The 21,495-nt window shown below is 72.3% G+C and carries 23 protein-coding genes; 2 read left to right on the top strand and 21 right to left on the bottom strand.

The genetic code is table 11. The features are described from left to right. Positions 1–6: 6 nt before the first annotated feature. From FFS10_RS07565 to FFS10_RS07455, 21 genes are all read right to left on the bottom strand, one after another. Positions 7–927 carry a formate dehydrogenase accessory sulfurtransferase FdhD gene (locus FFS10_RS07565; RefSeq protein ID WP_137893169.1) on the bottom strand — a complete coding sequence of 307 codons (921 nt, stop codon included), beginning with the start codon at positions 925–927 and terminating at the stop codon, positions 7–9. Between the two features lie 77 nt (positions 928–1,004). Further along, the gene (locus FFS10_RS07560) at positions 1,005–1,340 is read right to left on the bottom strand and encodes a hypothetical protein (RefSeq protein WP_171016148.1); all 336 of its coding nucleotides are present in this window, start codon (positions 1,338–1,340) and stop codon (positions 1,005–1,007) included. Between the two features lie 4 nt (positions 1,341–1,344). After that, positions 1,345–2,514: a formate dehydrogenase subunit gamma gene (locus FFS10_RS07555; RefSeq protein WP_137893167.1), complete on the bottom strand. Its 1,170-nt coding sequence runs from the start codon at positions 2,512–2,514 to the stop codon at positions 1,345–1,347. A 19-nt stretch (positions 2,515–2,533) separates the two neighbouring features. Next, positions 2,534–2,761 (bottom strand): hypothetical protein, encoded by a 228-nt coding sequence (locus FFS10_RS07550; RefSeq protein WP_137893165.1) that lies wholly within the window; start codon positions 2,759–2,761, stop codon positions 2,534–2,536. Continuing rightward, the gene (gene fdh3B / locus FFS10_RS07545) at positions 2,758–3,366 is read right to left on the bottom strand and encodes a formate dehydrogenase FDH3 subunit beta (RefSeq protein WP_137893163.1); all 609 of its coding nucleotides are present in this window, start codon (positions 3,364–3,366) and stop codon (positions 2,758–2,760) included. The genes FFS10_RS07550 and fdh3B overlap by 4 nt, the downstream gene beginning before the upstream one ends. Before the next feature lie 18 nt (positions 3,367–3,384). Next, a complete protein-coding gene (locus FFS10_RS07540) occupies positions 3,385–6,366 on the bottom strand; it encodes a formate dehydrogenase subunit alpha (protein ID WP_137893161.1) in 2,982 nt (993 codons plus the stop codon). A 21-nt stretch (positions 6,367–6,387) separates the two neighbouring features. After that, a complete protein-coding gene (locus FFS10_RS07535) occupies positions 6,388–6,594 on the bottom strand; it encodes a formate dehydrogenase (protein WP_137893159.1) in 207 nt (68 codons plus the stop codon). A gap of 99 nt (positions 6,595–6,693) precedes the next feature. After that, positions 6,694–7,290 carry a V-type ATP synthase subunit D gene (locus FFS10_RS07530; protein ID WP_137893158.1) on the bottom strand — a complete coding sequence of 199 codons (597 nt, stop codon included), beginning with the start codon at positions 7,288–7,290 and terminating at the stop codon, positions 6,694–6,696. A gap of 261 nt (positions 7,291–7,551) precedes the next feature. Further along, on the bottom strand, positions 7,552–8,937 hold the full coding sequence (locus tag FFS10_RS07525; RefSeq protein WP_137893156.1) for a V-type ATP synthase subunit B: 1,386 nt from the start codon (positions 8,935–8,937) through the stop codon (positions 7,552–7,554). Further along, the gene (locus tag FFS10_RS07520; protein ID WP_137893154.1) at positions 8,927–10,675 is read right to left on the bottom strand and encodes a V-type ATP synthase subunit A; all 1,749 of its coding nucleotides are present in this window, start codon (positions 10,673–10,675) and stop codon (positions 8,927–8,929) included. Before FFS10_RS07520 ends, FFS10_RS07525 begins: the two co-directional genes overlap by 11 nt. Continuing rightward, positions 10,672–11,304, bottom strand: coding sequence for a hypothetical protein (locus FFS10_RS07515; RefSeq protein WP_137893152.1), 633 nt, complete (start codon positions 11,302–11,304; stop codon positions 10,672–10,674). The genes FFS10_RS07520 and FFS10_RS07515 overlap by 4 nt, the downstream gene beginning before the upstream one ends. Further along, positions 11,301–11,597: a V-type ATP synthase subunit F gene (locus FFS10_RS07510; protein WP_137893150.1), complete on the bottom strand. Its 297-nt coding sequence runs from the start codon at positions 11,595–11,597 to the stop codon at positions 11,301–11,303. Before FFS10_RS07510 ends, FFS10_RS07515 begins: the two co-directional genes overlap by 4 nt. 14 nt (positions 11,598–11,611) lie before the next feature. After that, positions 11,612–11,965 carry an ATP synthase subunit C gene (locus FFS10_RS07505; RefSeq protein ID WP_137893148.1) on the bottom strand — a complete coding sequence of 118 codons (354 nt, stop codon included), beginning with the start codon at positions 11,963–11,965 and terminating at the stop codon, positions 11,612–11,614. Next, positions 11,949–13,781, bottom strand: a complete 1,833-nt coding sequence (locus FFS10_RS22945) for a V-type ATP synthase subunit I (RefSeq protein ID WP_171016149.1) — start codon at positions 13,779–13,781, stop codon at positions 11,949–11,951. The genes FFS10_RS07505 and FFS10_RS22945 overlap by 17 nt, the downstream gene beginning before the upstream one ends. Further along, positions 13,778–14,548 (bottom strand): hypothetical protein, encoded by a 771-nt coding sequence (locus FFS10_RS07495; protein WP_137893146.1) that lies wholly within the window; start codon positions 14,546–14,548, stop codon positions 13,778–13,780. Before FFS10_RS07495 ends, FFS10_RS22945 begins: the two co-directional genes overlap by 4 nt. After that, positions 14,545–14,889 carry a hypothetical protein gene (locus tag FFS10_RS07490; protein ID WP_137893144.1) on the bottom strand — a complete coding sequence of 115 codons (345 nt, stop codon included), beginning with the start codon at positions 14,887–14,889 and terminating at the stop codon, positions 14,545–14,547. The genes FFS10_RS07495 and FFS10_RS07490 overlap by 4 nt, the downstream gene beginning before the upstream one ends. A gap of 195 nt (positions 14,890–15,084) precedes the next feature. Further along, on the bottom strand, positions 15,085–15,846 hold the full coding sequence (locus FFS10_RS23410) for a TorD/DmsD family molecular chaperone (RefSeq protein WP_249931197.1): 762 nt from the start codon (positions 15,844–15,846) through the stop codon (positions 15,085–15,087). Continuing rightward, complete coding sequence (locus FFS10_RS07475) at positions 15,843–17,912, bottom strand: 4Fe-4S dicluster domain-containing protein (RefSeq protein ID WP_137893282.1); 2,070 nt, start codon at positions 17,910–17,912, stop codon at positions 15,843–15,845. The genes FFS10_RS23410 and FFS10_RS07475 overlap by 4 nt, the downstream gene beginning before the upstream one ends. After that, on the bottom strand, positions 17,872–18,483 hold the full coding sequence (locus tag FFS10_RS07470; RefSeq protein WP_137893141.1) for a DUF3306 domain-containing protein: 612 nt from the start codon (positions 18,481–18,483) through the stop codon (positions 17,872–17,874). Before FFS10_RS07470 ends, FFS10_RS07475 begins: the two co-directional genes overlap by 41 nt. Positions 18,484–18,565: 82 nt before the next feature. Then, positions 18,566–19,132, bottom strand: coding sequence for a DUF3305 domain-containing protein (locus tag FFS10_RS07460; protein WP_137893139.1), 567 nt, complete (start codon positions 19,130–19,132; stop codon positions 18,566–18,568). Continuing rightward, positions 19,129–19,326 carry a hypothetical protein gene (locus tag FFS10_RS07455; protein ID WP_212744103.1) on the bottom strand — a complete coding sequence of 66 codons (198 nt, stop codon included), beginning with the start codon at positions 19,324–19,326 and terminating at the stop codon, positions 19,129–19,131. Before FFS10_RS07455 ends, FFS10_RS07460 begins: the two co-directional genes overlap by 4 nt. Positions 19,327–19,458: 132 nt before the next feature. Between FFS10_RS07455 and FFS10_RS07450 the strand changes: the two genes are divergently transcribed. Beyond that, positions 19,459–20,091 (top strand): nicotinamidase, encoded by a 633-nt coding sequence (locus FFS10_RS07450; protein ID WP_137893137.1) that lies wholly within the window; start codon positions 19,459–19,461, stop codon positions 20,089–20,091. 5 nt (positions 20,092–20,096) lie between these two features. Further along, complete coding sequence (locus tag FFS10_RS07445; protein ID WP_137893280.1) at positions 20,097–21,437, top strand: nicotinate phosphoribosyltransferase; 1,341 nt, start codon at positions 20,097–20,099, stop codon at positions 21,435–21,437. The last annotated feature ends 58 nt before the right edge of the window (positions 21,438–21,495 follow it).

Raw genomic sequence — 21,495 nt, 5'->3', positions numbered from 1 at the left:
CGCCGCTTACTGCGCGGCCTGGGCTCGGACCGCGCGCGCCGCGGGCATGGGCTTCTCGCCCGCAAGCCCGCGCTGCAGCAGCAGCCTGTGCGGCGCCGTGTAGCAGAGGAAATGCCGGTTGGTCGCGCGGCCTATGGTGCACAGGCCCAGGCGCTCGGCCACCTCGTAGCCCATCTGCGTGATGCCGCTGCGCGAGACCACGATGGGCACGCCCATCTGGGCCGACTTGATGACCATCTCGCTGGTCAGGCGGCCGGTGGTGTAGAAGACCTTGTCGTCGCCAGGCATCTGCTCGGGATCATTCATCCACATCCAGCCCGCGATGGTGTCGATCGCGTTGTGGCGGCCCACGTCCTCGACGAAGATCAGCATGTCCTCGCCGCGGAACAGGGCGCAGCCGTGCACCGAGCCGGCCGACTTGTAGGTACTCTCCTGCAGCCGTATCGCGCTCAGGATGCCGTAGAGCTGGGCCTGGCTCAGCGTGGCCGGCGGCAGGGCCACGCGGTCGATCTCGGCCATCAGCTCGCCGAACACGCTGCCCTGGCCGCAGCCCGTGGTGACGACGCGCTTGGCGGTGCGCTGCGCTATCCGCGCGATGCCGCGCCGCGTCTTGACGGCCGCCACGCCGGGCTGGCCCAGCTCGCCCTCGCCCACCGCCCAGTCCACGGTGATCGATTCGATATCGGCCGCCGAGCGCACCAGGCGCTGGTTGCGCAAGAAACCGAGCACCAGCAGCTCGGGCTGCGCGCCCAGCGTCATCAGCGTCACGAGCTCGCGCTTGTCCACGTAGACGGTCAACGCGCGCTCGACCGGGATGGACACGGTGTCGCTGTCGCCGAACTCGTTGATGACGCGGATCTCGCGCGTGAGCGGAGCGCGCGCCTGGGTCAGGCAGGGCTTGAGGACGGCGTGGGCGGCTTCGGACATGGCGACAGCCTACAACAGGCGCAGGCCTGCTCGCGCGGGGCCGGGCCCAAGACCTTGCCGTCGGCAGGCGCGGTGGCTCAGGATTTCTTCGCCGCAGGGGCGGCCGGCGCGGCGGGAGCGGCCGGGGCCGCGGGCGTGGCGCCGTAGGGGCCGGGGTCGGCGCAGGGCGGCACGGGCAGCGGCGGCCGGGTCTGCTTGCCAGCCGCCTTGGCGCTCTTGTAGTAATGCGCGGCGGCCCGCTCGCGCGAGCGGCACAGCTGGTAGTCGGCCAGCTTGTTGCCGTGCGCAGCGCGCGCCGCGGCCTCGGCCGCCTGGGCCTTGGCCTCGTCGCTCTGCGCAGGCAGCCTGGCCGCGGCCGGGCCTGCGCCAGCCCAGGCGAGCAGCAGGATCAGGGCAGGCGTGATGGGTTTCATGGGGTCAAGCCTCCACGGTCTGCCCGCCGGCCGCGGGCGCGCTGCGCTCGGCCGGGATGCGGCCGGCCTGGATGTCCTCGTACCAGAGTTCGTGGTGCTCCCTGGCCCAGGTCTCGTCGACGTAGCCGCTGCGCATGGCCTGGTAGGCGCCCTGCATGCCCAGGGTGCCCATGTAGATGTGGCCCAGGAACAGGGCGATCATCAGCAGCGTGGCGACGGCGTGCACCATGTGGGCGACCTGCATGGTGGCGCGCGCGTAGACCAGGCCCGGCACCAGCCTGTCGAGCACCAGGCCCGAGGCCACGACGATGGCGCCCAGCAAGAACACGCCGCCCCAGAACACCAGCTTCTCGCCGGCGTTGAAGCGGTGCGAGGGCGGCTCGGCGCCCGACAGCAGGCCGCCGCCCTCGAGCAGCCAGCTCAGGTCCTCGCGGCGCGGCAGGTTGTCGCGCAGGAAGCTCAGGAACACGACCACCAGCGACACCGCAAACAGCGGCCCGGCGAAGTTGTGGATGTTCTTCAGCAGGTAGACCAGCCAGCCGTGCAGCGTGAGCCCCAGCACGGGCAGCAGGAAGAACTTGCCGAAGGCCATGACCAGGCCCGAGAGCGCGAGCAGCGAGAAGGCGATGGCATTGGTCCAGTGGGCCGCGCGCTCGAAGGGCGTGAAGCGCTCGATGCGGCGGCCGGTCTCGGCGCCGTGCAGCGCGATCGTGCCCTTGCGCCAGTGGAACAGCGCGATCGCGACGGCCACGATCAGCAGCAGGGCACCGCCGTAGGGCAGGATCCAGCGGTTGCGCACCTGGCGCCAGGCCTCGCCGGCCGTGGTCAGGCGCGAGCCGGGGTACTGCACGAAGGGCTGGACCAGGTTGCCGGCCTCGGGCGCCTGGGCCTTGGGCAGGCTGCTGTGGCCGCTCGCGCCGCGGCCGACCTCGCGCCACATCGGCGCGTTGTTGCCGGGCTGCACCCTGGCGCGCTCGGCGTTGCTCTGCTCGGCATAGCGCAGGTCGGCACTGGCGTCGGGGCGGATCTCGAAGATGTTGGCGTTCTGCACGCCGGGCATGGCGGCCGACGCCGCCGGAGCCGCTGGCGCGGCGGCGGCAACGGGCGGCTGGCCCTGGGCCCAGGCCAGGCCGGCCAGGCCCAGGCAGGACGCGATGAGTAGGTGGCGCAGCATGAGGTGGCCTCCTGGACGCTCAGGGCGCGCGGCTGTACTCGTTCTGGCCGTACTGGCCGCGCGCCTTGAGCGCCTGCTCCCAGCTGGTCTTGTCGCCGGCCCGCCAGTCCGGCGCCGTGAAGGCCGCCACGCCGGTGCCGGCATGGGGCGCAGCGTCCTGCTTGGCGCCGCCCAGGCCCTGGGGCTTCTCGCCGCAGGCCGCCAGCAGCAGGGCCACGCACAAGATCAATGGCTTCAATGGCTTCATGACTTGGTTCCTTCGGGCGGCTTGCTGCCGTAGGCCGTGCCCCAGCCCCAGACCTCGGCGCCCTTGCCGCGCCGGACCACGCGGGTGCGGAAGATCTCGGCCACCATGTCGCCGTCGCCGGCCAGCAGGGCCTTGGTCGAGCACATCTCGGCGCAGGCCGGCAGCTTGCCCTCGGCCAGGCGGTTGCGGCCGTATTTCTCGAACTCGGCCTGGCTGCCGTGGGCCTCGGGGCCGCCGGCGCAGAAAGTGCACTTGTCCATCTTGCCGCGCACGCCGAAGCTGCCCTGGGCCGGGAACTGCGGTGCGCCGAAGGGGCAGGCGTAAGAGCAGTAGCCGCAGCCTATGCAGACGTCCTTGTCGTGCAGCACCACACCCTCGTCGGTGCGGTAGAAGCAGTTGACCGGGCACACGGCCATGCAGGGCGCGTCCGAGCAGTGCATGCAGGCCACCGAGATCGACTTCTCGCCCGGCACGCCGTCATTGAGCGTGACCACGCGGCGCCGGTTCACGCCCCAGGGCACCTCGTGCTCGTTCTTGCAGGCCGTCACGCAGCTGTTGCACTCTATGCAGCGCTCGGCGTCGCAGATGAACTTCATTCGGGCCATCTCGCTCTCCTTGTGCTGCTAGGCCTTCTCGACGTTGCAGATCGTGGTCTTGGTTTCCTGCATCATGGTCACGCTGTCGTAGCCATAGGTGGTGGCGGTGTTCACGGCCTCGCCGCGCACCACCGGCGCGGCGCCCGCCGGGTAGTGGCCCAGCAGGTCCTGGCCCTGCCAGCGGCCCGAGAAGTGAAAGGGCATGAAGGCCGTGTCCGGTCCCACGCGCTCGGTCACCAGGGCCTGCACGTTCAGGCGCGCGCCGGTCGGCGTGCTGAGCCACACGCGGTCGCCGTTGCGTATGCCGCGGTCGGCCGCGGCGCGCGGGTTGATCTCGACGAAGGCCTCCTGCTGCAGCTCGGCCAGCCAGGGGTTGGAGCGGGTCTCCTCGCCCCCGCCCTCGTACTCGACCAGGCGGCCCGAGGTCAGGATCAGCGGGAACTTCTGGTACAGCTTGTCGGCGACATTCTTCTCCTGCACGCTCTTGTACAGGGTGGGCAGGCGCCAGAAGGCCTTCTTGTCGTCGTGCGTGGGGTACTTGGCGACCAGGTCGGGCCGCGTGCCGTAGAGCGGTTCGCGGTGCTGCGGGATGGCGTCGGGGAAGTTCCAGACCACGGCGCGCGCCTTGGCGTTGCCAAAGGGATGGCAGCCATGGTTCTTCATGGTCACGCGGATGATGCCGCCCGAGGGGTCAGTCTTCCAGTTCTTGCCCTCGGCCGCAGCCTTCTCGGCCTCGGTCAGCTCGTCCCACCAGCCCAGCTGCTTGAGCAGCAGGTGGTCGAACTCGGGGTAGCCGGTCGTGATGTCGGCGCCCAGCGAGTGCGAGCCGTCCTCGGCCAGCAGGCTCTGGCCGTCGCGCTCGACGCCGAAGTTGGCGCGGAAGTTGCCGCCGCCCTCCATGACATGCATGGAGGTGTCGTAGAGGTTGGGCGAGCCCGGGTGCTTGAGCTCGGGCGTGCCGTAGCAGGGCCAGGGCAGGCCGAAATAGTCGCCCGAGAGGTCGTAGCCGGTCTCCCTGTCCTTGCCGCCGCGCGACTTGAGCGTCTTGACGTCGAACACATGCATGTTGCGCATGTGGGCCTTCAGGCGCTCGGGGCTCTGGCCGGTGTAGCCTATGGTCCAGCAGGAGCGGTTGATCTCGCGCAGCATGTCCTCGGGCATGGGCTCGTCCATGCCCTTGACTTTCTGCATCTTGTAGTTCTTGACCAGCTCCTTGTCGAAGCCCAGCTTCTGCGCCAGCTGGTACATGATCATGTGGTCGCTGCGGCTTTCCCACAGCGGGTCGATCACCTTCTCGCGCCACTGCAGCGAGCGGTTGGAGGCGGTGCAGGTGCCGCTGGTCTCGAACTGCGTGGCCGCCGGCAGCAGGTAGACCGCGCGCTGGGGGTTCAGGTCCTCGGGCTTGCCGGGCATGGCGGCCATGGCGGCGGTGGCCGAAGGATAGGGGTCGACCACCACCAGCAGGTCCAGCTTGTCCATGGCGCGCTTCATCTCCAGGCCGCGCGTCTGCGAGTTCGGCGCATGGCCCCAGTAAAAGACGCCGCGCAGGTTGGCGTCCTGGTCGATCAGCTCGTTCTTCTCGAGCACGCCGTCGATCCAGCGCGAGACCGTGATGCCGGACTTGGTCATCATCGCGGGCGAGGCGTAGCGGCCCTTGATCCACTCGTAGTCCACGCCCCAGACCTTGGCGAAATGCCGCCACGCGCCCTCGGCGATGCCGTAGTAGCCGGGCAGCGAGTCGGGGTTGGGGCCCACGTCGGTCGCGCCCTGCACGTTGTCGTGGCCGCGGAAGATGTTGGTGCCGCCGCCGGACTTGCCCACGTTGCCCAGCGCCAGCTGCAGGATGCAGGAGGCGCGCACGATGGCGTTGCCTATGGTGTGCTGGGTCTGGCCCATGCACCAGACGATGGTGCCGGGGCGGTGCTCGTTGAGCAGGGTCGCGATCTTGAGCAGCTGGGCTTCCTTGACGCCGCAGACCTCCTCGACCTTGTCGGGCGTCCACTTGGCCAGCACCTCCTCGCGCACCTTGTCCATGCCCCAGACGCGGTCGTGCAGGTACTTCTTGTCCTCCCAGCCGTTCTTGAAGATGTGGTGCAGCAGTCCGAACAGGAAGGCGATGTCGGAGCCCGAGCGTATGCGCACGTACTCGTCGGCCTTGGCCGCGGTGCGCGTGAAGCGCGGATCGACCACGATCATCTTGCAGCCGCTTTCCTTGGCGTGCAGCATGTGCAGCATGCTCACGGGGTGGGCCTCGGCCGCGTTGGAGCCTATGTACAGAGCGAGCTTGCTGTTCTGCATGTCGTTGTACGAGTTGGTCATGGCGCCGTAGCCCCAGGTGTTGGCGACGCCGGCCACCGTGGTCGAGTGGCAGATGCGGGCCTGATGGTCGCAGTTGTTGCTGCCCCAGAAACTCACGAACTTGCGCAGCAGGTAGGACTGCTCGTTGCTGTGCTTGGACGATCCGATGAAGTAGACGCTGTCCGGGCCGCTGGCCTTGCGCAGCTCGAGCATCCTGGCGCTGATTTCGCTCAGCGCCTGGTCCCAGGAGATGCGCTGGTACTTGCCGTCCACCAGCTTCATCGGGTAGCGCAGCCGGTACTCGCCATGGCCGTGCTCGCGCACCGAGGCGCCCTTGGCGCAGTGCGCGCCCAGGTTGATCGGCGAGTCGAACACCGGCTCCTGGCGCACCCAGACGCCGTTCTCGACCACCGCGTCGATCGCGCAGCCGACCGAGCAATGGGTGCAGACCGTGCGCCGCACCTCGACCTTGCCACGGCCCACCGCGGCCTCGGCGCCGGCAGCCTGCGCCTTCTTCACCAGCGCGAGCTGCGAGGCGGCGAGGCCGACGCCGACACCCAGGCCCGAGCGGCGCAGGAAGGCGCGGCGGTCCAGCGTGGGCAGCGCCTGCGCCAGGCCGCGCTGCAGGCGCTGCACGAAGGGGGAGGAAGCGGCCTGGGAGGCGGCTTGGGACGTGGCCTGGGCAGTGCCCGGTTTCCTGGTCAGCAACATGGGGGCTCCTGAAACCGGGGGTCAGACGCGGGTGGTCCGGTAGTAGCGCAGAACGTGCTCGGTCAGGCGGTAGCCGCCGCCGCGCGCGGGCGCCGGGCGCGGCGGCTCGGGCTCGGCCGGCGCCGCGGGGGAAACCGGCATCAGTCGGGCGGCAGCGGCGAGGGCGCCGGCGCTGCCGGCTCCGGCAAAGAGGGTGCGACGCGATAGCTTGCTGGCAGGCTGGCTCATGCGGAGTCTCCTCGGTGCCCCACAGACTGGGGCTCGGCTAGATTACGCTCGAATGTAACCACGCGCCCGTCGCAGGGCAAGGCCCACTGCCCGCGCGCCTCATCGGCCATGACGCACCCAGACCGCCTCCTCCTGTTCCTGCTGCTCCAGGCGCGCCGCGATGGCGTGGATGGACTGGTCCAGCTCCGGCAGCAGCACATCGTGCAATGCGCGTGCCCGCCTGACCGTGCGGCGGTACTCGTGGCTGAGCCGCTCCAGGTTGCCGGCGGCTGCGGCCAGCGGCGCGGCCTGCGCCAGCAGCGCCGCGAAGCGCTCGCGCGCCCGCTCGGCTTCCGGCGACGGATTGACGGGTGTCGGCACGCTCGCCGGGGTGCCGCCGAGCTCGGCGTCCTGCAACGTGACGCCCAGCAGCGCGCGACGCGCGATCTGCAGCTGCGCCTCGTCGAAGGACGGCGCGGGCATGCATTCGACGCCCTGCAGGCCGTGGCGCAGCAGTGCGCCCCGCAGACCCGCACAGGCCTCGCCGTGCAGGCGACGGAACTCGTCCAGCAGCGCCGCATAGCGCCTGAGCTCGCGCAGGATCTCGGCGGCCAGCAGCAGGCATTTCTCGTCGAGGAAGCTGTAGCCCTCGCCCATCGCACGGCGCTCGTCCCTGAGCTCCAGCAAGCTGCTGCGCGTCGCGCCCGCGATGGTCATGCGGCAGCCCCCACGCTTGTCACTTCGTGTACTGCGCTGGGCTCGCGCAGCGTCCGTGCGCGCAGCTGTACAGCGCAGCGAGCCCATGCCGGGCCTGCGCTATGCACGTTCCGAGGCATCACGCTTCGGCCCGGCCCCGAGGGGGCCTTCGCGCTTTGGGGCGGCCCGGCGGCGCTCATACGTCAGCCCCCGCGCTTGTCACTTCGTGTACTGCGCTGCCCCCCAAGGGGGCCTTCGCGCCTTGGGGCGGCCCGGCGGCGCTCATGACGCAGCCCCCGCGATGTAGCGCGCGATCTGCGCATCGGAGAGGCGGCTGAGCTCGGCGACGGGCAGGGCGCGCAGGACCTGCCAGCCCAGCGCCATGCTCTGCTCCAGCGTGCGCGCGCCCTGCTGGTCGAGCAGGTCCTGCTCGAAGCGCGTACCGAACTCGAGGTAGCTCTTGTCCAGCTCCGTGATGCCCTCCTCTCCCACCACGCCCGCCAGCACCCGCGTCTGCACGGCGCGCGCATAGGCCGCGTAGAGCTGGCTGGCGAGCGCCGGGTGGTCGGGATGGGTGTACTCGCCGCCGGTGCCGTCCTTCATGAGACGCGACAGGCTGGGCAGCACCTGGATGGGCGGGTAGATGCCGCGCCTGTCCAGCGCCCGGTCGAGCACGATCTGCCCCTCGGTGATGTAGCCGGTGAGGTCCGGCACAGGATGGCCGATGTCGTCGGCCGGCATGGTGAGGATGGACAGCTGGGTCAGCGTGCCGGGCCTGCCTCGGATGCATCCGGCGCGCTCGTACAGCGCGGCCAGCGACGAGTACATGTAGCCCGGGAATCCCATGCGGCCGGGGATTTCGCCCAGGCTGCTCGAGACCTCGCGCAGCGCCTCGCAGTAGTTGGTCATGTCGGTGAGTATGGCCAGCACATGCTTGCCCTCCTCGAACGCCAGATACTCCGCCGCGGTGAGGGCGAAGCGCGGCGTCAGCAGCCGCTGGGTGCTGGAATCGCTCGCGAGGTTGAGGAACAGGGCGGTGCGCTCCAGCGCACCGCTGGCCTCGAGGCTGCGGCGGAAGTATTCCGCGCTCTCGTAGGGCACGCCTATGCCGGCGAACACGATCGCGAAGTCCTGCTCGCGGGCGCGCCGCAGCCGGGCGTTGCAGGCAATCTCGACCGCGATACGGTCGTGCGGCAGTCCGCCACCCGAGAACAGCGGCAGCTTCTGGCCGCGCACCAGGCTGTTCATGAGGTCCACCGCGGTGACGCCGGTCTCTATGAAATCGCGCGGCGTGGCGCGCGCCATGGGGCTGATCGGCAGGCCGTCGATGCGCAGGCTCTGGACCGCGGCCAGCGGCGGGCCACCGTCGATGACCCTGCCGACGCCGTCGAACACGCGTCCGAGAATGCCCGGACCGACCTCGAAATGCAGCGGCCGGCCGTGAAAACGCACACGGACGTCGGCCAGTCCCAGCCCGCTGGTGGACTCGAGGACTTCCAACGTGATGAAGTCCTCGTCCAGCGCCGCGACCCGGCCCAGGCGCGGCGGCCCCTGCTCGCTCTCGATCTCCACCGCCTCGTTCAATCCCGCGTCGAGCGTGCGGCGCAGGAACAAGAGCGGCCCCTCGAGCCGGGTGGCGGCGCCCTCGACGTAGATCCTAGGCCGCATGGTTTGCCTGCAGTTGGGCGAAGGCCTGCTCGAGCTCGTCGCCGAGCCGGCTGAAGCCTTGCGCCTGGCCCTCGGGAATGTCCTCTCCCATGCGCTGCAGCTTGCGGAAGACGTCGAGCTGCGTCAGGCGCTCGGGCGCCTGGCCCTGGGCCACGGCCTGCTCGGCCAGGTCGACGAAGCGTCCGAGCAGGCGCATCATCGCCGTCTGCCGCTGCGGGCTCGCGAAGTGGTCCGCCTCGGAGAACGCGGACTGGCGCAGGAAGGCCTCGTTGACCAGATCGGCGCACAGCAGCGTGAGCCGCTGGCGCACCGGCAGCGCGTCCTTGCCGATGATGCGCGCCATGCGCTCGAGCTTGGACTGCTCCTCGAGCAGCACCAGAAAACGCCGCCGCAGCTCGCTCCAGTGGGTGTTGCCCTGGGCGCGCCACCAGGGCGCGAGCTCGGCCGCGTCCTCGGAGTAGGAGGCCAGCGGATTGATCGCGGGATAGAAGCGGGCCTGGGCGCGCCGGGTGTCGAGCGCCCAGAAGCTGCGCACATAGCGCCGTGAGTGGCTGACCACCGGCTCGGAGAAGTCGCCCGCAGGCGGGCTCACGGCGGCCATGACGGTGACCGACCCTTCGGCCCCGGCCAGCGTGCGCACCCGCGCCGCGCGCTCGTAGAACTCGGCCAGGCGGCTCGAGAGGTAGGCCGGGAAGCCGCCCTCCCCGGGCAGCTCGCCGAGCCGCCCCGAGACCTCGCGCAGCGCCTCGGCCCAGCGGCTGATCGAATCGGCCATCAGCGCCACGTGCAGGCCCTGGTCGCGAAAATACTCGGCGACCGTGATGCCGGTGTAGATGCTGGCCTCGCGCGCAGACACCGGCATGTTGGAGGTGTTGGCGATGATCACGGTGCGCTCCATCAGCGATCGCCCCGTCTGCGGGTCGGTGAGCTGCGGAAACTCCTCGAGTGGACCAGCGATTTCGTTGCCGCGCTCGCCGCAGCCCACGTAGACGATCACGTCGGCATTGCACCAGCGCGCCAGGCTCTCGAGCAGGATGGTCTTGCCGGTGCCGAAGCCGCCCGGCATCGCGGCCTTGCCGCCGCGCGCCACGGGAAACAGCGCGTCGATGATGCGCTGCCCGGTGTGCAGGGGCTCCTGCGCGGGCAGCCGCGCCGCCACCGGCCTTGGCTGGCGCACCGGCCAGACCTGGCTCATGGCGACTTCGCGCGCGACGCCCCGCTCGTCGCGCAGCGCGCACAGCGGCGCGTCCTCGGCGTGGCGGCCGGCGGCGGCGATGCGCACGACTTCGCCGGCCACACCCGGCGGCACCAGGCAGAGCTGGCTGCGGCCCTGCTCCGGCGCCAGCTGGCCGAAGGTCGCGCCCGCGCCCAGCCGCATGCCGGGCTCGACCAGCGGCGTGAAGGGGAACACGCCCGGCGCCGCGCTTCGCAAGCCGGGCTGCACGTAGGGCGAGTCCGCGCGCGGCAGCGGCCGCAGCAGGCCGTCGAAGATGCCGCCCAGCACGCCCGGCCCGAGACGCACGTTGAGCGGCGCGCCCGTGCCCACCACCTGCGTCCCCAGGCGCAGCCCGCTCGTGTCCTCGTAGACCTGCACCAGGATCTCGTCGCCGTTCAGGCGTATCACCTCGCCCAGCAAGGCGTCTTCCCCGACCTGCACCGCCTCGCGCAGATGGAACGGCCCTTCGGCGCGCGCGCGCAGCACCGGACCGCTGAGCCAGCAGATGCGCGCGATGCTCATGCCTCAGCCCCCAGCGCGGCCAGCAGCTGGCCCTGCAGCCGCGTGCGCTCCGAGGCCAGGCCCTCCAGGCTGCCATCGAGGACCACGTGGTCCGAGCGTATGCACAGGCCCGCCGTCAGCTCGGCATCGGCCAGGCATTGCGGCGGCAGCGGGAGCCCCTCGCGCATGCGCTGCAGCTCGTCCTCGGGCAGATCGGGCGGATGGCGGATCTCCCAGGTGCCGCCCGGCAGCGTCGCTAGCGCCTCGCGCAGCAGTTTCGCGATCCAGGCGCGGCGCGCGGCGGGATCGCGCCAGCGCCGGCGCAGCGCGGCGCCCAGGCTCTCCCAGGCCGCCGCCAGCAGCGCGGCCTGCTGCGCCTGCTGGTGGCGGCGCCGCAGGGTCTGCCAGTGCGCCCTGGCCGCCGCCAGCTCGCCGTGCGCCCGCGCCCGCTCCTGCTGCACGGCCCGGTGCAGGTGCTGCCTGGCTTCGGCACGGCCCTGCGCCACGATGGCCTGGGCCTGGTCCTGGGCCTGGGCCAGCAGGCGCTCGCAGAGCTGTCGGCGGTGGTCCTCCACCAGGGCCAGCAGGGGCTCGGCAGCGCGCGCCTCGACGCCTGCTTCCGCCATGGCCTGCTGGCGGTCCGCCGTCATTCCGCGATCCCCAGCTGCGCCAGCAGGCGCGCCGCGAGGTCGGGCGGCTCGGCGCGCCCAAGCAGGTCGGGCACCACGAGCACCAGCGGCAGCGGCGCCGTGAGCGCCCGGCGCAGCAGCGGCGCGGGAATGCGCGCCGCGCACTCGGCGCTGAGCAGCACCAGCTCCGCCTCGCGCCGCGCCTGCTCGAGGAACGAGGCCTCCTCGCCGGGGGCCGGCACGCGCGCGCGCGCGCCGGCAAGGCGAAACCCCGCCGCACTGACTTCGTCCCCCAGGAAAATCGGCGCCGGCATGGTCGGAGGCGTCCCTACACCCGCGCGAGGATCATGATCGAAATGATCAGGCCGTAAATCGCGATGCCTTCGGCCAGCCCGATCACGATCAGCAGGCGCCCGAGCAGCTCGGGCTTTTCCGCCAGCGCGCCGACCGCCGCCGCGCCGACCGAGGCCACCGCGTAGGCGGCCCCCAGCGACGAAAGCCCGGTCGCCAGCGCCGCCGCGATGAAGGCAAGCCCCCGCCCCAGGCCCGGCTCCTGTCCCGTCGCTGCCGTGGCGGCCTGGGCGGCCAGCGGAGCCGGCCACCACAGCAGCACGGTGGCCATGACGGAGACCAGCAAGGCGGCCAGGGAGAGCACCATGATGGTCTTAAGACGCTGGCTCATGGAGTCCTCCTGACAGGTGGGTGGGCGGCGCAGGCAGCGGCCGGAACGGCCGGCCTTCGGCGCGCAGGAAACGGATGAAAAACTCGAACAGGACCAGGCGCGTGACCTGGACCGACACCACCAGGCCCTCCAGCACGACGGTCAGCAGGTTGCCGGCCACCAGGATCAGCCCCTTGACGACGGGCTGCTCGCTCGCCTGCATGAGGGCGACGATGGCCGTGGAGAGTCCGGCGTGCGCAAGGGCAAAGGCACCGACGCGGGTGAACGACAAGGTGTTGACGACGAGCTGCAGTCCTTTCTCGATCAGCTCGCCCGCCGCCGCCGGCAGCGCCCGGGGCCGCGGCTCGAGCCGCAGCTGGCCGAGCAGGAACCACAGGCCTCCCGCCGCCAGAAGCAGGTAGCCGCGCTCGAACACCCAGCTCGCCGCCAGGCCCAGGTAGAACGCGAGCAAGCCGCCCTCGCGCCAGCACCAGTCCGCCAGTTCGCCCCGCCAGTGGGCCTCGAGCGCGGCCAGCAGCTGGCCCAGCGTGAGCAGTCCCATGCCGCCGACCAGCGGCACCAGCAGGACAAGCAGCGGCTGCTCGAGCGGCCGGCTCCACAGCGGCGGCCACAGATGCTCGAGGGCGAACACGCTGCCATAGAGCAGCCCGAACAGCGCGGCGCTCGCCCCGCCAGCCATCAGCAGCCGGGCCATCGGCCAGCGCCGCAGCGCGATGCCCGCTGCGAGCAGCACCAGGCCCTGGCCGACGTCGCCGAACATATAGCCGAACATCAGCGGCACGACCAGGGCGAGCATCTGGCTAGGGTCGACCTCGTTGGCCGACGGCACGCCCAGCAGCCGACCGAAGGCCTCGAACGGCCTGGCCCAGCCGGGATTGCGCTGCACCAGCGGCGCGCAGGCGCCCGGCGGCGGCGGGCCCAGGCGCAGCAGCGCCCGCGCGCCCGAGCCCTGCAGCGCGCGCCGCAGGCCTTGGCCCTGCAGATCGTCGGTCCAGCCGCTGAGCCAGCTGAAGTTCTCGGTGGCGGGCAGCGCGTCCACCTGCTGCACGAACCAGCCCAGGCAGGCGACGTCGGCCAGCCGCTCGAGCAGCCGGTGGGACAGGCTCAACCGGTCCAGCAGGCCGCGCAGGCGCGCCAGCTCGGCATCCAGGGCCTGCAGGCGGGCCGCGGCAGCGGCCAGGCTTTGCCTGGCATTGCCGCGCGCCCAGTCGGGCACGGCCATGGCCCGCCCCTTGGCCGACGCGGCCTCGCGGGCCAGCGCAGCCAGGGCTGCGACAGGCCCCACGGCCAGCACGCCCTGCTCCTCTCCCAGGTCCACGCTCAGCAGCAGCGCGCCGCCCGCGGAGGGCCTGGGCGCTGTGCGCGGACGCAGCAACAGGCACGCCTGCAGCAGCGGGCCGGCACGGGCAGCGCGCCCGAAGTCGAGCGCGCCATCGCCGAGGCGGGCCCACAGATCGCGCCAGACCAGCGCGTCCAGGCGCTCCTTCTCCAGCCGCTCCAGCGCCTGTATCAGCGGATCGGCCTCGCGCCGCCAGGCTTCGAGCTGCTGCAGCACGTCCCGCAGCGTGAACGCAGGCGAAGCGTGCGGCGCGCCGGACGGGAGCTCCTGGCGCGGCCAGTAGCGCAGATAGCGGCGCGCCAGCACCTGGTATTGCGCGAGCGGCTCGCGCAGCCCGACCAGCGCGGCGCGGCTCGCGGCGGCGCGGATCTCGAGTTCCACCGCGCCGGTCCTGGCCAGGGCGGTCAGCACCCAGGCCACGTCGTCGTGCGCGACCAGCACCTCGAACCAGCGGGCCGGGCAGGGACGCAGGCTCATGACAGGAACCGTCCTTGCGGATAGAGCGCGCGCCCGACCAGGGCGGCGCGCAGCCGTTCCAGATCGAGCGCGACCAGCGCGAGATAGATGAAGGCCGCGGCCGCCTCGAACGCGGCGCCGCGGAACCAGCGCTGCAGGGTCTGCTGCAGGGCGCGGCGCAGCTCCCAGGCGCGCTCCGGCGCCATGCGCGCAAAACCCAGCAGGTGCGAGCGTATCAGCTGCGCCAGCCTCTCCAGCGAGCGCCTCTGCCCAGGGTCCATGAGGGGCCACAGGCCGCGCCACTCGGCCAGCCAAGCATCGGGCAACCAGCCCCCCTCTTGCCGCGCCGCCTGCCTCAGCCGCGCCATCGGGCCGGCGGGCCGGCCGTCCGGGCCTTCGGGGCTGGCCGACAACCAGGGCGCGAGGCTGTCGTCGCGGCGCATCCAGGGCCGAGGTTCCGCGCCACGCGCGAGTTGCTGCGCGACCGGCAGGCAGGCCAGTTGCGCGGTCCAGCGCACGGCCGGGCCCCACTCGCGCGGCAGCCAGCCGGCCACCTCGTCGATCAGCGCCCGCAGCACGGCGCGCAGCCGCGACTCCAGCTCGTGCACCGGGGTGGAGGGGGCGAGGCTGGCGACCCAGGGGCGCAGCGGCGTGCCGCGCGCCTGCTCCAGGTACAGAGCGAAATCCGCCACGCCGTCGAGTTGCTGCCAGACCTGAGGCTGCGGCCGTTCGCCGTAGCGCGCCTGGATGCGCGCCTGCGCATAGGCGAAATCGACCAGCGCGCTCACGCTGCGCTCCCGCTCAGGCGCGCGGCCAGGGCCTCGACCGCGGCCGCCATGCGCGCCTGCGTCTCGGGCGGGAGCGGGTGGGCGGCCAGCGCCTGCACCTCGGCATCGAGCCGGGCAAGCTCCACCGCTAGCCTGGCCCTGGCCGCGGCACGCATCGCGTCGATGCGCGCATCGGCGCGTTCGGCGATGCGCCTGGCGCTCAGCCTTGCCTCGGCCACGATGCGTGCGGCCTGCGCCTCGCAGGCCGCGACCGCGTCGCGGGCCTTGCTCTCGGCCTCGAGCACCCGCTCGATCGCGTCCTGCGCCCTCTGGTCGGCTGGGGCGTCCGGCCGCTGCGCCATGGCTCAAGACCTCGTCTGCCCGGGCGGGACGGCGATACCGGAGAAGTCGACGCTGCCGATGAACATGATCGGTCCTCTCAGTGTTTCAGCCGCAGCGTGTGGATCGCGCCCGCAAGCCTGACGATGTCCACGCCGCTTCAAGCATTGTCATCAAATCGGCCAGTCTGTCCAGACAGGCCCGGCGTGGCGGACGCGTCAGGCCAGCAGGTCGAAACCCTGCGTCTCCACGCCGACGAAGGCCTGCGTGAAGCCGGCCAGGGCCGCGTAGAAGCGCGCCCGGGGATGGGCCGCAATGGCCGCGCAGAGCGCGCCGAGCCAGGGCTGCACATGGGTGCTGAAGAACTTCTGCTGCTGCGCGAGCTTGGCCAAGGCGGCGTCCTTGCTGGCCGAACTGTGAGCCCCCACGCTTCGCTGCCCCCCAGGGGGGCTATCGCTGGCTAGGGGCGGCCCGTCGCCAGCCGAACTGTGAGCCCCCACGCTTCGCTGCCCCCCAGGGGGGCTATCGCTGGCTAGGGGCGGCCCGTCGCCAGCGATCAGGTAGCGCATGACCTCGCAGAGGTAGGCGATGTGGTCCTCGGTCTCGGGCATGGCCTCGTCGCGCGTCAGGCCCAGCGCCGCGAGATCGGCGCGCAGCCGCGCCAGGGGCTTCTCGTTGAGAAAGCCGCTGAGGTAATGCGAGCCGTAGAGGTAGACCTCGGGCTTGCCGACGCCGCCGAACAAGGCCTCGTACTCGGCCGCCACGGCCGCGTCGTCCTGCGCGCGCGCCGCGCCCACCAGGGCGCGCCAGGGCGCCTCCAGGAAGCCGCCAGCGGCCGGCGCCTCGGTCACGGCCACGCGCAGCCGGGCCAGCAGCTCGGCCGAGGGCGGCGCGTAGTACAGGGCGGCCAGCAGGCCATAGAGCTCGGCACGCGCGACTTCCTCGTCGAGGGCGGGGCTGGCGGACAGGGGCTCGCTCATAGGTCGGTGATCCGGGATTCGTCCTGCGCCGTGTAGAGGTCGATCACGCGGCAGTCGCCGCACATCTTCAGGCGCTGCAGGGCCTCGCCCTGGAACATGGGGTGGCCGGCCAGCCGGCCCAGCATGGCCTCGATGGCCTTGTGCGTGCCGAAGGGCTTGCCGCAGCGCAGGCAGGCCCAGGGCTGGGCCTCGTTGAGCAGGCGTGCGGCCTGGCGCTCGGGCGTCAGCAGCAGACGCGGCTGCAACGCCAGCGCGTGCTCGGGGCAGGTCTTGACGCACAGGCCGCACTGCACGCAGTTCTTCTCGATGAAGCGCAATTGCGGCCGCTCGGGGTTGTCCTGCAGCGCGCCGGCCGGGCAGGCGCCGACGCAGCTCAGGCACAGCGTGCATTTCTCCTGGTCCACCACCACCGTCCCCAGGGCCGCGCCCGCGGCCGGCAGTGCGATCGCCTCGGGGCGTGCCTCGTTCGTCAGCGGTGCCTGGGCAATCAGGTGGTCCAGCGCCAGCTCCAGCGTGGCGCGCTTGTCCGCCAGCGCGGCAAAGCGCGCCGCCTGGGCCGGCCGGACCGGGCGCGCGCCGACCAGGGCCTGAAGCACGCTGTCGAGCGCGCTCGCGCTGGCCGCGCGCAGCAACTGCAGGTGCTGGCCGTCGTAGCCCAGGCCCTGCAGCAGGGCCTGGGCCTGGTCCATCTGGGCCTGCAGGCCGTCGAGGTACTGCGGCGCCTCCTCCTCGGTCACCAGCACCGCGACCTGCGCGGCGCCCCAGGCGATGGCGCCGAGCCACAGCTCCAGGCCGACGCTGGCCGTGTGCCACAGCGCGAGCGGGATCACGTTGGCCGGCACGCCCTGCGCGACGCCCAGCTGCGCGGCGCGGCCCAGCTCCTCCACCAGGGCTTGGCCCCGCCCCTGGCTGTGCAGCAGCAGCACGGCGTCGCGCCCACCGGCCGCCGCGTAGGCGGACAGCAGGGTCTTGATCCGCGCGCCCTGCTCGTTCGCGCGCGGATAGGCGTAGCCCAGCGCGCCGGTCGGGCAGACCGTGGTGCAGGCGCCGCAGCCCACGCAGAGGTGGGGGTTGACCTGGATCTGCTGTCTGCTCTTGTCACTGCGGATGGCTTCGGCCGAGCAAATGTCCATGCAGGCCTGGCAGCCCACGGTCTGGTTGCGGCTGTGGGCGCAGAGCCTGGGCTGGTAGGCGAAGAAGCGCGGCTTCTCGAACTCGCCCACCAGCTCGCGCAGCCTGAGCAAGGTCGCCGGGTCGCGCCCGTCCCAGCGGAAATAGCCCTGGGGCAGGGCATGCTGGTTGAAGGTCGGCGTGGCGCTGGCCGGGCGCAGGTCCAGCACCAGGTCGAAGCGCTCGCTCTGCGCGGCCGGCGCGCGCTCGAAGTCGATCGCCCCGGCCACCTGGCAGGCCTGCACGCAGGCGCGGTGCGCGCGGCAGGTGGCCAGGTCGACCTGGTAATCGAGGCCGATCGCGTTCTCCGGGCAGGCCGCCACGCAGGCGTTGCAGCGCGTGCACAGGTCCAGGTCGATGGGGTTGTCGGCCTCCCAGCGCAGCTCGAAGGCGCCCAGCCAGCCCGCGAGGCCCGTGATGCGCCCGCCCAGCACCGGCCAGCGCCGCGCCTGGGCGCCACCGGCCTTGCCGGGGCCCTGGGGGAACAGCGTGACCTCCAGCCCCTCGCCCAGCAGGGCGGCGGCGCGCTCGGCCGCGTCGAGCGCGCCTATGACCAGCAGCCGGCCCGCGCTGCGGTAGCTGACCGTGGGCACGGGATCGGGCTCGGGCAGGCGCGCGGCGGCCAGCAGTGCGGCGATCTTCGGCATGGCCTGCGACGCGTCGCGGCTCCAGCCGCCGGTCTCGCGGATGTTGACGAAGCGCACGACCGAGGTCGCGCCCTCGGTCTGCTCGGCCAGCTCGGTGAACAGGCGCTGTTCCTGGGTGCAGGCCACGACCAGGGGCTCGCCCGAGCGCAGGGCCTGCTGGAAGTCAGCGGTCTCGCGGCGGCACAACTGGCTGTGCGGCTTCAGGTCCTCATGCAGCGCCTGGCCCAGGGCCTGGGCGTCGAGCGGCATGGTCCGGTTGCAGTTGCAGATCAGGGTCGGCATGGTGGGGCGAGACGGCCTCGGCGCAGCGGTGGGTGGCGTCCGGCGGAACCCGGTCGCCATGGGTGGACTGTGCCACGGTTGACCGCGGCGGGTCATCCGCAACATCCCCAGGCCCTTCGGATGCCGGTGCCGCGGCCTCGGGCGGCTGCTCCTCGACCAGCTGCAGGAAGCGGGCGCTGGCCATCTGGCGCAGCAGGCTGGGCGGCAGCGGATCGGGCTGGGTGTAGTCGTCGATGTAGACGTCCAGGCCGTCCATCAGGTTGAAGCGCGGATCGGCGAACAGCTTCCTGAGCGCGGCGTTCCTCACCTCGGGCGCGACGCCGCGCGCGAGGAAGGGTTTGAAGTCGGCGTCGGGCGTCAGCGCCTGCACGTCATCGAGCGTGGGCGTGGGCGGCTGCGGCTCGACTGCGGCGGAGGCCAACGGCTCGGGCTCTGCCGGATCGGGTGCAGCAACCGGTGGCGCGGATTCGTCGAGCGCGCGGCCGGCGCGCGCCTCGGCCTTGCGGCGCGACCAGCGATCCATAAATCCTTCGCTCATGTGACGCCCCCCACGCTCGGCACTCGCGTGTCCTCGCTGCCCCCCGAGGGGGCCTTCGCGCCTTGGGGCGGCCCGGCGGCGCTCATGGCCCCTCCCCCTGGCCCGGCCCTAAGCGCTTGCCCGTGCTGACCGAGGCCGGCTGGCCGAACCTGTCCTGCAGGCCCTGGAAGCTCTGCGGACGCTGGCGGCGCCGCGGCTCGGGCGCGTAATGGGCCTCGGCGAAGGCGCGCATCCAGGCCACGACCGCGGGCGGCGCCGGCAGCTGCTCCACCGTCTCCTGCGCGTCCAGCCAGCGCCCGGCCTCGTGGTAGCTCAGCGAGACCGCGGCCGGCCGCGCGATAGCCTCGTCGGCCAGCGAGGCCTGTTCCTCCATGCGCCAGAGCACGAACCAGCAGGGCGCGGGCGAGCTCGCGTTGAGAAAGTAGCCTTCGGCCTCGTCCCTGAACAGCTGCACCCTGAAGCCAGGGTGCAGCCAGCGCTGCCCGTTCTCGTCCTGCGCGAGCAGGCGCGGCGCCTCGCCCTGGCCCGGCGCCTGCGGCAGCACCTGGTCCAGCACCCAGCGCCAGGGCTGCCAGCGGCTCATCGGCCCGGCGACGCGCTCGCGGCGCATCACCACGGCCACCTGAAGACCGGGGCGCGGCGGTGTCATAGGGCCCCCACGCTTGCCACTGTGCGGCCCGCGAGGTCCAGCCGAAGCGGCGCGCCACGGCGCAGGATGCCGACCACGGCCAGCTTCTCGCGCCCCAGCAGCAGGCCGGCGGCCTGGCGCGCCATATCGTCGACGACGACGCACAGCTGGGCGCTGCCGTAGAGGCAGGTGCGCGCGGCGGGGGCTTCATCCATGCTCGACTCCCGATGCCAAGGTCCGCCTGCCAGTGTACTGGCGCGTGCCCTGAAAGTCCTGCCGCGCCGGCCGTGATTGAGGCCAAGAGGATTGCATCGGACAATAGGGGGCCGACCTTCGGAGATGTCTTCATGGATGAACGAAGCGACCGCACCGCGCATGCGACGCCAGGCGCGCCGAGCCTGCGCCCTGGCGACGCTCTGATCGTGGTCGACGTGCAGCGCGACTTCCTGCCCGGCGGGGCGCTGGCCGTGGCCGAGGGCGACCAGGTCGTGCCCGTGCTCAACCACTACATCGCGCGCTTCGAGCAAGCCGACCTGCCCACGGTGTTCACACGCGACTGGCACCCGCGGGACCATTGCTCGTTCCGCGCCCAGGGCGGGCCCTGGCCACCGCATTGCGTGGCGGACAGCGCGGGGGCCGCCTTCGCGCCCGGCCTGGCCCTGCCGCCATCGGGCCACTTGGTGTCCAAGGCCACCACGGCCGAGGCCGACGTCTATTCGGGCTTCCAGGGCACGGGGCTGGCGGACTGGCTGCGCGAGCGGGGCTGCCGGCGCCTGTTCGTCGGCGGCCTGGCCACCGACTACTGCGTGCGCGAGACCGTACGCGACGCGCTGGCCGCAGGCTTCGCCGTGGTGCTGCTGCGCGATGCGGTGCGCGCGGTCGAGGTCCAGCCCGGCGACGGCGCGCGCGCCGAGCAGGCCATGCGCGAGGCCGGCGCCGCCAGCGCCACGCTGCAAACCCTGGACGAGGTCCCGCCGTGAGCGACATGGGCGACAGCGCCCTGCTGACTGACCTCTACGAGCTCACCATGCTGCAGGCCTATTTCGACGAAGGCATGCAGGAGACCGCGGTGTTCGAGCTGTTCGTGCGCGGCCTGCCCGCCGAGCGCAACTTCCTCATGCTGGCCGGCATCGAGCAGGCCCTGCAGTACCTCGAGCAGCTGCAATTCTCCGAGGCCGAGCTGGCCTGGCTGCGCGCCAGCGGGCGCTTGCGCGCCGACTTCGTCGATTGGCTGCGCGCGCTGCGCTTTTGCGGCGAGGTGCACGCCATGCGCGAGGGCACGCTGTTCTTCGCCGACGAGCCGGTGCTGCGCATCACGGCACCGATAGCCCAGGCGCAGCTGGTCGAAAGCCGGCTGATCAACCTCGTTAACTACGCCTCGCTGGTCGCCAGCAAGGCCGCACGCTGCGTGCTGGCCGCGCCGGGCCGGCTGCTGGTGGACTTCGGCCTGCGCCGCGCCCATGGCGCCGAGGCCGGGCTGCTCGCCGCGCGCGCCTGCTACCTCGCGGGCTTCGCCGGCAGCGCCACGGTGCTGGCCGGCCAGCGCTTCGGCATCCCGGTGTTCGGCACCATGGCCCACGCCTACATCGAGGCGCACGAGCTCGAGGCTCAGGCCTTCGAGCGCTTTGCCGCCTCGCAGCCGGGCCAGGTGACGCTGCTGATCGACACCTACGACACCGAGGCCGCCGCGCACAAGGTCGTGGCGCTCGCGCCTCGCTTGCGCGAGCTGGGCGCCCATCTGGTCTCGGTGCGCCTGGACAGCGGCGACCTGGCCGAGCACGCGCGGCGCGTGCGCGCCATCCTGGACGCGGGCGGCCTGGCCGCGGTGCGCATCTTCGCCAGCGGCAACCTCGACGAAGCGCGCCTGGCCCAGCTGCTGGCGGCCGGCGCGCCGATCGACGGCTTCGGCGTCGGCACCCATCTCAGCACCTCCGCCGACGCTCCCGCGCTCGATGCCGTCTACAAGCTGCAGGCCTACGCCGGCCGGCCGCGGCGCAAGCGCTCCGAGGGCAAGGCCACCTGGCCCGGCGCCAAGCAGGTCTACCGCCGGCAGGACGCCGACGGGCGCCTGGCCGGCGACCGGGTCGCGCTGGCCGACGAAAACCCGCCCACCCAAGCCCAGGCCCTGCTGCAGCCGGTCATGCGCGACGGCCGGCGCCTGGCGCCGGCCGAGCCCCTGGACGCGCTGCGCCAGCACGCCGCCGCCCAGCTGGCCGCCCTGCCCGCGCCGCTGCGCCGGCTCGAGGCCGCCGCGGACCGCTACCCGGTGGAGATCTCGCAGGCCTTGCAGGCGCTGGCGGCGCAGCTGGATCGCATGCCGCACTGAAGCCGGGCCGCTCCGTGGCGAACCCAGAGCGCACGGCATGCGCGACCTCCCGCACGCC

The organism is Ramlibacter sp. 2FC (genome assembly GCF_005503345.1).
Lineage (GTDB): Bacteria > Pseudomonadota > Gammaproteobacteria > Burkholderiales > Burkholderiaceae_C > SCMQ01.
Note: the sequence above shows the minus strand (reverse complement) of the source record. Positions and strands in the feature narration are given on the sequence as shown.